The sequence below is a fragment of the Streptomyces zaehneri genome, assembly GCF_032248645.1.
In the GTDB taxonomy this organism is placed as follows: domain Bacteria; phylum Actinomycetota; class Actinomycetes; order Streptomycetales; family Streptomycetaceae; genus Streptomyces; species Streptomyces coriariae.
Genome location: NZ_JASTTJ010000030.1, coordinates 40,975 through 54,655 on the forward strand (window position 1 = coordinate 40,975; position 13,681 = coordinate 54,655).

9 protein-coding genes are annotated in these 13,681 nt (G+C 70.7%); 4 read left to right on the forward strand and 5 right to left on the reverse strand.

Features of this window, described 5'->3' with window-relative positions; all coding sequences use genetic code 11:
- Positions 1-28: 28 nt before the first annotated feature.
- Genes QQM72_RS35710 through ssd form a run of 3 tightly spaced genes read right to left on the reverse strand, consistent with a single transcriptional unit; the run spans position 29 to position 3,197 of the window.
- The gene (locus tag QQM72_RS35710; protein ID WP_399079858.1) at positions 29-889 is read right to left on the reverse strand and encodes a type II secretion system F family protein; all 861 of its coding nucleotides are present in this window, start codon (positions 887-889) and stop codon (positions 29-31) included.
- On the reverse strand, positions 889-2,088 hold the full coding sequence (locus tag QQM72_RS35715) for a TadA family conjugal transfer-associated ATPase (protein WP_314224946.1): 1,200 nt from the start codon (positions 2,086-2,088) through the stop codon (positions 889-891). The genes QQM72_RS35710 and QQM72_RS35715 overlap by 1 nt, the downstream gene beginning before the upstream one ends.
- On the reverse strand, positions 2,085-3,197 hold the full coding sequence (gene ssd, locus QQM72_RS35720; protein ID WP_314224947.1) for a septum site-determining protein Ssd: 1,113 nt from the start codon (positions 3,195-3,197) through the stop codon (positions 2,085-2,087). The genes QQM72_RS35715 and ssd overlap by 4 nt, the downstream gene beginning before the upstream one ends.
- A gap of 573 nt (positions 3,198-3,770) precedes the next feature.
- On the opposite strand from ssd, the gene QQM72_RS35725 reads away from it, so the two are divergent.
- Positions 3,771-4,604, forward strand: coding sequence for an HAD family hydrolase (locus tag QQM72_RS35725; protein ID WP_314224948.1), 834 nt, complete (start codon positions 3,771-3,773; stop codon positions 4,602-4,604).
- A 415-nt stretch (positions 4,605-5,019) separates the two neighbouring features.
- Here QQM72_RS35725 and QQM72_RS35730 read toward each other — a convergent pair whose 3' ends face one another.
- Positions 5,020-5,844 (reverse strand): Fic family protein, encoded by an 825-nt coding sequence (locus QQM72_RS35730; RefSeq protein ID WP_314224949.1) that lies wholly within the window; start codon positions 5,842-5,844, stop codon positions 5,020-5,022.
- A 101-nt stretch (positions 5,845-5,945) separates the two neighbouring features.
- Here QQM72_RS35730 and QQM72_RS35735 point away from each other — a divergent pair, with 101 nt between their 5' ends.
- Positions 5,946-6,926, forward strand: coding sequence for an ATP-binding protein (locus tag QQM72_RS35735; RefSeq protein WP_314224950.1), 981 nt, complete (start codon positions 5,946-5,948; stop codon positions 6,924-6,926).
- Between the two features lie 106 nt (positions 6,927-7,032).
- Here the strand turns inward: QQM72_RS35735 and QQM72_RS35740 are convergent, their stop codons facing one another.
- A complete protein-coding gene (locus QQM72_RS35740; protein ID WP_314224951.1) occupies positions 7,033-8,316 on the reverse strand; it encodes a polysaccharide deacetylase family protein in 1,284 nt (427 codons plus the stop codon).
- Positions 8,317-8,652: 336 nt separating this feature from the next.
- Between QQM72_RS35740 and QQM72_RS35745 the strand changes: the two genes are divergently transcribed.
- Complete coding sequence (locus QQM72_RS35745; RefSeq protein WP_314224952.1) at positions 8,653-11,388, forward strand: SulP family inorganic anion transporter; 2,736 nt, start codon at positions 8,653-8,655, stop codon at positions 11,386-11,388.
- Between the two features lie 320 nt (positions 11,389-11,708).
- The gene (gene acs, locus QQM72_RS35750; protein WP_314224953.1) at positions 11,709-13,670 is read left to right on the forward strand and encodes an acetate--CoA ligase; all 1,962 of its coding nucleotides are present in this window, start codon (positions 11,709-11,711) and stop codon (positions 13,668-13,670) included.
- Positions 13,671-13,681 lie beyond the last annotated feature (11 nt).

Sequence of the window (13,681 nt, forward strand, 5' to 3'; positions counted from 1 at the left end):
CCACGTCACCCACCTCCTCTCGTCACGCTCACTTCGCTTCCGCGTGGCGGACGATCCGCAGCGCCCACCACATCCCCACGCCCTCCAGCACCCCGCCGACGAGCAGACAGCCCAGCCCCGCTCCGGTGTGCAGCAGGACGTGCAGCGGGTCCGCTCCGAGCGCGGCACCCAGCACAAGGCCCAAGACCGGCAGACCGGCGAGCATCACCACCGTGGCCCGAGGACCGGCCAACTGAGCTCTCAGATCAGCACGTTGATCGCGCTCCGTCCGTAACGCCGCCTCCAGCCGGTCGAGTCCGGCGGCCAGACCCGCGCCCTGGTCCACGGCCACCCGCCAGCACGCGGCCAGTCCCAGCAGGCCGTCGGCACCCGGTTGCCGGGCGGCGACCGCGAGAGCCTTGGGCACGTCGCCGCCGAACCGTGCCGCCGCCAACACGGAGGGCTGCGCCGAGCCCAGTCCCCCGGAGTCCTGCGCGGCCCGCCGCAGCGCCTCCCCCGGCTGCCGGCCCGCGAGCACCTCCCCGGCCAGCGCCGCGCACAGCGCGATCACCGCGTCGCCTCGGCGCTCCCCCGCCCGCCGGGTCTCGGCGGCCTGCCGCGCTCGGCGCAGCAGGGGTACCCCGGCCGCTCCCGCGACGACCGGCAGCACCGAACCGCCCAGCAGCGCCAGAATCAGTCCGGCGACCGGTGCCCACCATTCGGGTCGCCAGCGTCCGCAGAGCTTCCGGAGGTCGCCGGTGAGCCGGCGCCACGGCGGGGGCCCGCTGCCGGCCACACCGCCGCCGGCCAGGAGCAACTGCGCCCGTCTGGCCCCTGAGTACGGTCCACCCATCAGCCAGGCCGCCGCTCCGGCGCAGGCCACGACCGCAGCCATCGGCATCTCACTCATCACGTTCCCGTCCCTTCGCTCGCCTCGCCCCGCAGCAACTCCCGCAGCCGCTCCCATCCCCGCTCGTAGGCGAAGGCGTCCGCCCGCCATCGCAGTGCCGGCACGGTCCTCACCAGCCCGGACGGGTCCCGCTCCAGCACGTGCACCTCGGCGATCCGCCGCCGCCCGGCGGGGTCGCGTACGAGGTGCAGGACCACCGACAGGGCCGCAGCCAACTGGCTGTGCAGCGCGGTCCGGTCGAGCCCGGCCGCCGTGCCGAGCGCCTCGAGCCGGGCGGGGACGTCCGCGGCGGCATTGGCGTGGACGGTCCCGCAGCCGCCCTCGTGGCCCGTGTTGAGCGCGGCCAGCAGATGGACGACCTCCGGCCCGCGCACCTCGCCCACGACCATCCGGTCGGGCCGCATCCGCAGGGCCTGCCGCACCAGGTCCTCGAGCGTGACGAGCCCCGCCCCTTCCTGGTTGGCGGGTCTGGTCTCCAGGCGGACGACGTGCGGGTGATCCGGTCGCAGCTCCGCCGAGTCCTCGGCGAGCACGATCCGCTCCCCCGGCCCGACGAGTCCCAGCAACGCGCTCAGCAGGGTCGTCTTGCCGCTGCCGGTGCCGCCGCTGACCAGGAAGGACAGCCGTGCCCGCAGCAGATCCCGCAGCACCCTGTCGCCACCCGGCGGCACCGTGCCCGCGGTCACCAGCTCGCCCAGCGTGAACGCCCGGGGCCGTACGACGCGCAACGACAGACAGGTGCAGCCGACGGCGACCGGGGGCAGCACCGCGTGCAGTCGCGTCCCGTCGGGCAACCGGGCGTCGACCCAGGGCCGCGCGTCGTCCAGGCGCCGTCCGGCCACGGCGGCCAGACGCTGCGCGAGGCGCCGTACGGCCGCGGCGTCCGGGAAGGAGACGCCGGTGAGTTCCAGACCGCCGCCCCGGTCGACCCAGACCCGGTCCGGAGCGGACACCAGTACGTCGGTCACCCTGGGGTCGGTGAGCAGAGGCTCCAGAGGCCCGCTGCCGATCAGCTCCGACCGCAGTTGCTCGGCCGCGCCGAGCACCTCCGCGTCCCCGAGGACCCGCCCCTGTTCGCGCAGCGCCTGCGCGACGCGCGCGGGTGTCGGTTCGGCGCCGCTGTCGGCGAGCCACTGCCGTACGCCGTCGAGCAGCGTCCCCGTCGGCGTCGCCCGTTCGAGGCCGGCCGGCGTGCTCATGAGCCACCCGCCTCGGTGAGCGCGCGCTCCCAGAACTCCTTGCAGAAGCGCGCGAGCGGCCCGCGAGGGGTCGCGCCAGGCGGCGACTTGCCTCCGTCCGGGCGCAGCAGCCCCGATTCGACGGGCACCTCCCCAGCCAACGGCAGGCCGAGCAGGCGGGCCACCTCACTGTCGTCGAGCCCGGGCGCGTAGGGGCCGCGCACCGCCACCCGCAGGTCACGCAGCACCATGCCGACGGCGGAGGCCACGCGCTTGCCCGCCGCGACGGCGCGCAGTTCGGCGGGGACCACGAGGAGCCCGAGGTCGAGCTGGGCGAGAATCTCGGCGACGCCGTCGTCGACGCGGCGCGGGAGGTCGACGACGACCGCGCCGCCCCGACGCCGGGCCGCCGCCAGCACCGCGCGTACGGCCTGGGGCGCGACGGCCACGCAGTCGCCCCGGTCCCAGCTGAGCACCCGCAACGAGTGCAGCCTGGGCAGCGACTCCTCCAGGGCGCTGCCGCCGACCCTTCCGCGCGAGGCGGCGAACGCGGGCCAGCGCAGACCTTCCGTGCTCTCGCCGCCGAGGAGGACATCGAGTCCGCCGCCGAGTGGATCGGCGTCGACGAGAAGGGTGCGCAGCCCTTCCCGCGCGGAGGTGACGGCGAGGGCGCACGCGAGCGTGGAGGCTCCGGCGCCGCCGCGTCCGCCGATGACGCCGACGGTGAGGGCGGGCCGTCCCACGCCCTCGGCTACGTCGGCGATGCGGTCGACCAGCCACTGTTCGCCGTCGGGCAGCATCAGGACGTGGTCGGCGCCGATCTCCACGGCGCGCTGCCACACCCCGGAGTCGTCCTGGTCCCGGCCGACGAGGACCACTCCGCGCCTGCGGGCGGCCCCGCGGACACGGCGTGCCGCGTCGTCGCCGACCAGGACGAGTGGCGCCGACTCCCAGCTCCCCCGGCGTTGCGGCACCGAGTGGTGCACCTCCGGTGTGGCGCCGGCGGCGGCGCACAGGCGCAGCAGGTCGTCGAGAAGTCCCGCGTCCTCCGTGACGATCAGTGGCTTGCCCGGTCCGCCTCCGGTGGTGGGCGGCGGGTCGTGTGTGACGGCTCCGGTCACGATTTCCATCCCCCTTCACTGCGGGGCGCGCAGTCGCTGCGGTCCCGCGATTCGCAAACGTGTGAAGAACCGGCAGCCGGTCTCCATATGAACGGCCGACAGAATCCGGCCGAACACCCCCGGCAATCGGAACCGGCCATGTGAAGCCGGCCCGGAGCGGACGCGTTGGAATCACGGTGCAGTGAGCCCGGAAATCATGTGGATCTTGGTGGAAAACTGTGGACGAGCGGGTGGTTGTGAATATCGCTGTCACCCATCCCGGCGAGCCCCGCACCATCTGCTGTGCGACTTCCGCAGAGGAGTCCGACGGCTACACAAAGTGACATTGGGTGGGCAAGCGAAAGAGGCGACCGTGGCCGCCTCGATGCGGCAGAGTAGCCGCGTTCAGAACTGAAAAACCCGCCCGGACATGCGACGACCCCCGCCGGGGGGGAGAGCGGGGGTCGCCTTCACGGCCGACTCGGGGGGGGAGGAGTCGGACCGCGTTAGCACGGTCGCGAACGATCCGTGACTTCCATGGTGTACCCGAGAGCCTTCCCAGGCAAACCCACGCGCCCACCTTACGCCGAATGGGCTGCCCCTATGCTCATGGTTGTGGAAAACCACTCCTTGCCCCGCACAGCGGCCTTCTTTGACCTGGACAAGACGGTCATTGCGAAGTCGAGCACGCTCACCTTCAGCAAGTCCTTCTACCAAGGCGGTCTGATCAACCGCAGGGCCGCCCTGCGGACCGCGTACGCCCAGTTCGTCTTCCTCGTGGGCGGTATGGACCACGACCAGATGGAACGGACCCGCGAGTACCTGTCCGCGCTCGTGCGCGGCTGGAACGTCCAACAGGTCAAGGAGATCGTGGCCGAGACCCTTCACGACCTGATCGACCCGCTGATCTACGACGAGGCGGCCTCCCTGATCGAGGAACACCACACGGCCGGCCGTGACGTGGTGATCGTGTCCACGTCGGGCGCCGAGGTGGTGGAGCCGATCGGCGAACTGCTCGGCGCGGACCGCGTGGTCGCCACCCGCATGGTCGTGGGCGAGGACGGTTGCTTCACCGGCGAGGTCGAGTACTACGCCTACGGCCCGACGAAAGCGGAGGCGATCAAGGAGCTGGCCGGGTCCGAGGGGTACGACCTCTCGCGCTGTTACGCCTACAGCGACTCGGCGACCGACCTGCCGATGCTGCAGACAGTGGGGCACCCGCACGCCGTGAACCCGGACCGGACCCTGCGGCGGGAGGCCGTCGCACGCGGGTGGCCGATTCTCGACTTCCACCGGCCGGTGCGCCTGAAGCAGCGGATCCCCTCGTTCTCCGTACCGCCCCGCCCCGCGCTCGTCGCGGCCGCGGCGATAGGAGCGGCGGCGGCCACCGCGGGCCTCGTCTGGTACGCGAACCGGCGCCGGGCGGCGGCCGTCTGAATTGGCACCCGCGAGCGGGGGTGGTGCGTCGCCCCTCAGGGACGCCCGCTCAGGACCTGTTTGGGAGCCAAAGCAAAGAACTGGTGCCAGCACTTCCGCTTGTCGGGGCCCAGGAGTACAAAGGACTTAACGGCCCGCGAGACCAAGGACATCCGAGAGGATCACCTTAATAACGCATTTGGCCCCACGGACCGCGCATGACCACTGGGCACCCACGCGACGTCGACCCGTCGATTACGGGCCAGCCGCACCAGGTCACGGGCAAAGTTCCCGGCCTGATGGGCAATATATCGAGGACGCTTGGTAACCGGGTGAGCATGCCAGCGGCGGTACGAGAACTCGTACCGCCGCAACCCTTTGTGAGGCCCCCGCGAGGGGCATTTCCCTTACTCGCGCCTCACGCGCGCGTGGGGGCTCACGCCGCCCCGCGCTGCAACGCCTCGCACACCGCCGTCGACTCGCGGGCGCCCAGCTCGACCGCCCTGCCGCAGTGCGCGATCCAGGCCGCCATGCCGTCCGGGGTGCCGGAGACGTAGCCGTCCAGGGCCGCCAGATAGGCCGCTCGCCCCAGCTCGGCGTGCCCGACCTCGGCCGGGCAGACCGACTTGGGGTCGAGGCCGCTGCCGATCAGGACGATGCGTTCGGCGGCCCGCGCGACCAAGCCGTTGTGGGAGGTGAACGGGCGCAGGGCCAGCAGCTCGCCGTGGACGACGGAGGCCGTCACCAGGGCGGGCGCGGAGCCTCCCGCGATAATCAGCTCGGACAGCCCCTCGAGACGGCCGGCCACTTCGGCGGCGCCCGGCAGCGGCAGCTCGATCAGCGGCTCGTCGACCGCCTCACCGGCCTGTCGCGGACGGCCGACCTCGTCATCGCTGGTCGCCGCGGCCACCAGATGCAGCCGCGCCAGCACCCGCAGCGGCGACTGCCGCCAGATGGACAGCAACTGGCCCGCCTCGGCCGACAGCCGCAGAGCCGCGCCCATGACGCGCGCCTCGTCGTCGGCGCCGAAGTCGGTACGCCGACGCACCTCTTCCAGTGCCCAGTCCGCGCCGGACAGAGCCGCCGAGCCGCGGGCGCCACGCAGTGCGGCCTCGGAGGTGATCTCGGTGCTGCGGCGACGCATGACACGGTGGCCGTAGACCCGGTCCACGGCCTTGCGCATGGTCTCCACGGAATCGGCCACACCGGGCAGGGAGCCCAGGGCCGCGAGCGGATCGGCGGACGCGCCTGTCGTACTCATGAGTACGACATTACGCAATCTGCGCGCGCACCCCACGAAGGAGTGGTCTTCTTCACCCACTCCCGCCACGCACGGCAATCACCGCACTACCCTTGGTGAACATGAAAATTGCTTTCGTCGGGAAGGGTGGCAGCGGCAAGACCACCCTGTCCTCCCTGTTCATCCGCCACCTCGTCGCCGACGGCGGGCCCGTGATCGCGGTCGACGCGGACATCAACCAGCACCTGGGGCCCGCTCTGGGCCTCGACGACGCGGAGGCCGCCGCACTGCCCGCGATGGGCGACCGGCTGCCGCTGATCAAGGACTACCTGCGCGGCTCCAACCCTCGCGTCGCCTCCACCGAGACGATGATCAAGACGACACCGCCCGGTGAGGGCTCCCGGTTGCTGCGGGTGCGCGAGAACAACCCGGTGTACGACGCCTGCGCCCGGCCGGTGGAACTCGAAGGCGGCACCGTTCGTCTGATGGTCACAGGCCCCTTCACGGACGCCGACCTGGGGGTCTCCTGCTACCACTCCAAGACAGGAGCGGTGGAACTGTGCCTGAACCATCTGGTGGACGGACCTGACGAGTACGTCGTGGTCGACATGACCGCGGGCTCGGACTCCTTCGCCTCCGGCATGTTCACCCGCTTCGACATCACGTTCCTCGTCGCCGAGCCGACCCGGAAGGGAGTCTCCGTCTATCGCCAGTACAAGGAGTACGCCCGCGACTTCGGCGTCGAGCTGAAGGTCGTCGGCAACAAGGTGCAGGGCCAGGACGACGTCGACTTCCTGCGCGCGGAGGTCGGGGACGACCTGCTCGTGACCGTCGGCCACTCGGACTGGGTGCGTGCCATGGAGAAGGGCCGGCCGCCCCGGTTCGAGCTCCTGGAGGACACCAACCGTCAGGCGCTTCGCCTGCTGCGGACGACCGTCGATTCGGCGTACGAAAGGCGCGACTGGGAGCGCTACACACGGCAGATGGTGCACTTCCACCTGAAGAACGCCGAATCCTGGGGTAACGAACGGACCGGGGTCGACCTGGCGGCGCAGGTCGACCCCGGATTCGTCCTCGGCGAAAGCCTCACGGCGTCCGTGTGACGGCCTCCGCGTGACGGTTCCTGTGTGACGGTTCCTGTGACGGACCCAGTCGGTGAAGCTTGCCGCCGGGTCACCACCTGGCTGCGGCACCCGTCGGCTCGGGTGCCTACTGCCCGACCGCGGGTGCCCCGGGCACGCCCTTGGGAGCCGGGGCGGGGCTGCCGGACAGGAAGGACGCCCAGCCGGGCTTCGGGGACTCGCCGACCTCCAGCGTCCGCAGCTTGGCCAGGGCCTTCGGGTCCTGGGCGTCCAGCCAGTCGGCGAGCTGGCGGAAGGACACGCAGCGCACATCCGGCTTGTTGCAGACGTTCTCGACGACCTCCTCGACGGCGCGCATGTACGTGCCGCCGTTCCAGGACTCGAAGTGGTTGCCGATGATCAGCGGTGCGCGGTTGCCGTAGTAGGCCCGGTCGAAGCCCTTGAGCAGGCCGTCACGCATCTGGCGACCCCAGAACGCGCGCTTGTCGGGGTCGCCCTGACTCGTGCTGCCGGACTGGTTGACCATGAAGTTGTAGTCCATGGTGAGCTGCTCGTAGGAGTGGCCGGGGAACGGCACGAGCTGCATCGACAGGTCCCACAGGCCCTGCTTCTTGCCGGGCCACACCTGGTTGTTGACGCCACTGGTGTCGTAGCGGAAGCCCAGCTCGCGGGCGGCCTTCATGAAGTTCTTCTGGCCCTCGAGGCAGGGGGTACGGGCGCCGATGAGCTCCTTGTCGTAGTCGAAGGGCAGCGGAGCCGCGTCCTGGAGGCCGGTGTTGGTCTTCCAGGTCCTCACGAACTGCTTGGCCTGGCCGATCTCGTCCTTCCACTCCTCGACCGACCACTCACCGACGCCACCGTTCTTCCCGCAGAAGTGTCCGTTGAAGTGGGTGCCGATCTCGTTGCCCTCCAGCCACGCCAGGCGCAGCTGCTTCACGGTCTCGACGATGCCCTGCTCGTCGTTGAAGCCGATGTCGGAACGGCCCGGCGAGTGCTGCGGTGGCCTGTACAGGTCGGCCTTCTCCTCCGGCAGCATGTACACGCCGCTGAGGAAGTAGGTCATCGTCGCGTGGTTGGCCTTGGACACCTGGCGGAAGTGGGAGAACAGCTTCTGGCTGTCCTCGCCTGCGCCGTCCCAGGAGAAGACCACGAACTGCGGCGGCTTCTGGCCCGGCTTCAGCCGCTCGGGGCGGGGCAGGTGGGGCTGCGCCCCGGTGTACGCGGTGGAGCCGTCGCCGATCAGGCGGACGGCACTCTTGGGGGCGGCGGGTAGCGGCTTGGCCTTCTGCGGGCCCGGCACTCCCTCCCCGGAACCGTGGGAACCCCCGGTTCCCGTCGCGCAACCGGCGAGCGATGCGGCGACAGCCGCGGCGACGACTGCGCCCGCGGCGATCCTCTGGGTGGCGGCCATCTTCCGCCCACCTTCTTCCTTCTCTCGGCCAACGCCGACGAGGGCGTTCTCTGGTGACGCGCCGGGACGAGCCGGCAGCGCCGTCAAGGTCGCACGGGGGCGAGAGGGAATTAGTACGACAAGCCGATAAAAAGGCCACTTCACGCTTTGAGGTGATTACCTGACCCATTTGCCGCAAAAATCCATGCTTGGCCTTTACTCTGCATTACGATCTATTTACCGAGCGTTGATTTCATCCCGCCGCTGCACGCCGTGACCCACGGCCGCGACCGCCCCCGGCCCAACCGGGGGGACCACATGTTCCGCGACCGCGCTGCCCCGGAGGAGACGGGAACCATGTCCGCCTGCGCCCCCACCCGCACCGACCACTCGACGCGCACCGAGCGCATCCACCCGACCCACAGCCCCCCACCGGCCCCGCACCGCCACTTCCGCATCGCGGGCGCCGACGTGTCCGCCGCGATCGCGGTCTTCCTCATCGCCCTGCCCCTGTCCCTCGGCATCGCTCTCGCCACCGGCGCGCCCCTCCAGGCCGGTCTCGTCGCCGCCGCCGTCGGCGGGATCGTCGCCGGGTGGGTCGGCGGTGCGCCGCTCCAGGTCAGCGGCCCCGCGGCCGGCCTGACCGTGGTCACCGCCGACCTCATCCAGCGCTACGGCTGGCGGACGACATGCGCCATCACCGTCCTCGCCGGACTCGCCCAGCTGGGTCTCGGCTGTCTGCGCGTGGCGCGCACCGCCCTCGCCGTCAGCCCCGCCATCGTGCACGGCATGCTCGCCGGAATCGGCGTCACCATCGCCGTCGCCCAACTGCACGTCGTCCTCGGCGGCGTCCCCCAGAGTTCGGTACTCGACAATCTCCGTGCTCTGCCAGCCCAGTTGGCCGGACTACAGCCGGCGGCCGTGGCCGTGAGCGCCCTGACTCTGACCCTGCTGCTGCTCTGGCCCCGTATCCCCGGCCGGGTGGGCCGCCTGGTGCAGAGAGTGCCCGCCGCACTCGTCGCCGTCACCGGTGCAACCGCCACCGCCGCGCTCGCGGGTCTCACCCTGCCCAAGGTGGACCTGCCGTCCTGGAGCAGTCACGCGCTGGCGGGGCTGCCGGAGGGACCGGTGCTCGGACTCATGGCCGCCGTCCTCACCACCACCCTGGTGTGCAGCGTGCAGTCGCTGCTCGGCGCGGTGGCCGTGGACAAGCTGATCGCCTCACGGCCGGACCTGCTCAGCGCCCGCTCCACCCGCGTCGGCCGCTCCGATCTGGACCGCGAGCTGCTGGGCCAGGGCGCGGCCAACATCGTCTCCGGAGCACTCGGCGGGCTGCCGGTGGCGGGCGTGGCCGTGCGCAGTTCGGCAAATGTCCAAGCCGGTGCCGTGAGCCGGAACTCGACGATGCTGCACGGCGTTCTCGTAGTAGTCGCCGCACTGCTGATGGTCCCGATCCTGGATCTCATCCCGCTGGCCTCACTAGCCGCCCTGGTGATGGCCGTCGGCATCCAGATGGTGTCCCTGCACCACATTCGAACGGTGACCCGCCACCGTGAGGTGCTGGTGTACGCCGTCACCACCCTCGGCGTGGTCGCCCTCGGCGTCCTGGAGGGCGTGACGCTCGGCATCGCCGTGGCCGTCGCCGTCGCTCTGCACCGCCTCGCCCGCACCCGGATCACACACCACGAGAAGGAAGGAGTCCATCACGTACACGTACGAGGCCAGTTGACGTTCCTCGCCGTGCCGCGGCTGAGCCGCATCCTGCATCTCGTACCCCAAGCCACCCATGTCGTCGTCGAGTTGGACGGCTCTTTCATGGACCACGCGGCGTACGAGGCCCTACAGGACTGGCAGAAGACACACACCGCCCGGGGTGGCTCCGTCGAGCTGACCGGCCGCCGCTCCGGCACGGGGCTCGACACCGGTACCGATGTCGAGGCGGAAACCGATGCGGACACCGAGGCAAGCGTCGGCTTCCGCAGCAGTACCAGCACCGACATCGGCACTGTCCTCGGCGCCGGAGAAGGTGACTCGGTCGCTTCCCCGGCTCTCGATCCCGTTCGCGCCGGCGAGGTTCCGATCGCCGACTGCCGCTGCCGCCCCTGGACGCCGTGGCGCAACCACCAGTGCGAAGTACCACGGGAAGCGACACAGACCCCACAGACACCACAGACATCGGCATCGGCATCGACATCACTGACAGCGCAATCTGCGAAGTCGACCGACGCAGCACGCCCAACGCAAGCGACAGAGACGCCCGGAACTGCCCAGAGGAGGGGGAAGAGGGAGACGACAGGGTCCACCGAGCCGGCGAAACCAGGAGAGCCGAAGCAGCCGTCGCAGCCGGAACAGCCGAGCCGGCCAGGCGAGCAGGGTGAGCCGGGTGAGGAAAGGCAGCCGGGGACGTCCGTCGAGCCGGGCGGGCATCAACTGGTCCGCGGCATCAGCGCGTTCCAGCGCAACACGGCACCCCTGGTGCGGGGCGAGCTCGCGCGGCTGGCCCGGGAGGGGCAGCGGCCCACCCAGCTCTTCCTCACCTGTGCCGACTCCCGGCTGGTCACGTCGATGATCACCTCCAGTGGTCCGGGCGACCTGTTCGTGGTGCGCAACGTCGGCAACCTCGTACCGCCACCCGGCGTGGAGAGCGGGGACGACTCGGTGGCGGCCGCGATCGAGTACGCGGTGGACGTGCTGAAGGTACGGTCCATCACGGTCTGCGGGCACTCCGGGTGCGGCGCCATGCAGGCACTGCTCGACACCGAACCGGGCGGCGCGCGGACCCCGTTGCAGCGATGGCTGCGGCACGGTGTGCCGAGCCTGGAGCGGATGGCCGACGACGGCCGTCCCTGCGCCCGACTGGCCGGGCGGGCGCCGGTGGACGCGGTCGAGCAGCTCTGCCTGACCAATGTGGTCCAGCAGTTGGAGCACCTGCGGTCCCACGAGTCGGTGGCCCAGGCCCTGCGGAGCGGGGCGCTGGAGCTGCACGGGCTGTACTTCCACGTGGGTGAGGCACAGACGTACCTGCTCACCGAGGCGGCCTCTGGCGACGGTGAGTTGTTCGGCCACGTGGGAGAGGCGGGCGTGCCGGCCTGAACCGGCGCGACGCCTCCCCGATGTCTCGCGGCGCGGGCGGGGATGTGAAAGGCATTACACCGGCTGAACTCCGTCCGCTCCGTGTCCGTGGGTACGGATGACCCCTGGGTCGATCCAGGGGTCGGCCTCCGGCCGCCGCAGAACGAGTCGAGCAGCGGCGACCCCTATAGGTCTAAACCAATTTTCGGTCGGGCCTTGTCACCGGGCCCTTGGGTCTGATGAGCTGTGGCCTGGGACACAACGGACACGGACACCCTTCGAGAGGGAGATGTCGTGAGCAACGAATCCTTGGCCAACCTGCTGAGGGAGGAGAGTGGCGCATGAGCGAGTCTTCTTCACTTTCCAACCTGCTCAAGGAAGAGCGCAGGTTCGCGCCGCCCGCCGATCTGGCGGCCGACGCCAACGTCACGGCGGAGGCGTACGAGCAGGCCAAGGCTGACCGGCTCGGCTTCTGGGCCGAGCAGGCGCGTCGGCTGACCTGGGCCAAGGAGCCGACCGAGACGCTGGACTGGTCGAACCCGCCGTTCGCCAAGTGGTTCAAGGACGGCGAGCTCAACGTCGCCTACAACTGCGTCGACCGGCATGTGGAGGCCGGCAACGGGGACCGGGTCGCCATCCACTTCGAGGGCGAGCCCGGCGACAGCCGTGCCATCACCTACGCCGAGCTCAAGGACGAGGTGTCGAAGGCCGCCAACGCCCTGCTGGAGCTGGGGGTGCAGCGCGGCGACCGGGTTGCCGTCTACATGCCGATGATCCCCGAGACGGCGATCGCGATGCTGGCCTGTGCCCGCATCGGCGCCGCGCACTCGGTCGTCTTCGGCGGCTTCTCCGCGGACGCGCTGGCCACCCGTATCCAGGACGCGGACGCCAAGGTCGTCATCACCTCCGACGGCGGATACCGGCGCGGCAAGCCGTCCGCGCTGAAGCCGGCCGTCGACGACGCCGCCGACCGCGCGGGCAACGTCGAGCATGTCCTCGTCGTGCGGCGCACGGGCCAGGACGTCGCCTGGAACGGCGAGCGTGACGTGTGGTGGCACGAGATCGTCGAGCGTCAGTCGGCGGAGCACACCCCGGAGGCGTTCGGCGCGGAGCACCCGCTGTTCATCCTCTACACCTCCGGCACCACGGGTAAGCCGAAGGGCATCCTGCACACCTCCGGTGGCTACCTCACGCAGACCGCCTACACCCACCACGCGGTCTTCGACCTGAAGCCCGAAACGGACGTCTACTGGTGCACCGCCGACGTCGGCTGGGTCACCGGGCACTCCTACATCGTCTACGGGCCGCTGGCCAACGGCGCGACGCAGGTCATGTACGAGGGCACCCCGGACACCCCGCACCAGGGCCGCTTCTGGGAGATCGTGCAGAAGTACGGCGTGACGATCCTGTACACCGCGCCGACCGCGATCCGTACGTTCATGAAGTGGGGCGACGACATCCCCGCCAAGTTCGACCTCTCCTCCCTGCGCGTGCTCGGCTCGGTCGGTGAGCCGATCAATCCCGAGGCCTGGATCTGGTACCGCAAGCACATCGGCGGCGACCGGACACCGATCGTGGACACCTGGTGGCAGACCGAGACCGGCGCGATGATGATCTCGCCGCTGCCCGGCGTCACCGCCACCAAGCCCGGCTCCGCACAGCGGCCGCTGCCCGGCATCTCCGCCACCGTCGTCGACGACGAGGCCAACGAGGTGCCCGACGGCGGCGGCGGCTACCTCGTCCTCACCGAGCCGTGGCCGTCGATGCTGCGCACCATCTGGGGCGACGACCAGCGCTTCCTCGACACCTACTGGGCTCGCTTCGAAGGCAGGTACTTCGCCGGCGACGGCGCGAAGAAGGACGACGACGGCGACATCTGGCTCCTCGGCCGCGTCGACGACGTCATGCTCGTCTCCGGCCACAACATCTCCACCACCGAGGTCGAGTCCGCGCTCGTCTCCCACCCGGCCGTCGCCGAGGCGGCCGTCGTCGGCGCCGCCGACGAGACCACCGGACAGGCGATCGTCGCCTTCGTCATCCTGCGCGGCACGGCCGACGCCGAGGACGAACACCTCGTCGCCGACCTGCGCAACCACGTCGGCACCACCCTCGGCCCGATCGCCAAGCCCCAGCGGATCATGCCGGTCGCGGAACTTCCCAAGACCCGCTCCGGCAAGATCATGCGCCGGCTGCTGCGCGACGTCGCCGAGAACCGCCAGCTCGGGGACGTCACCACACTGACCGACTCCACCGTCATGGACCTCATCCAGGCGAAGCTCCCGGCCGCGCCCAGCGAGGACTGAGCAGGTCAGGG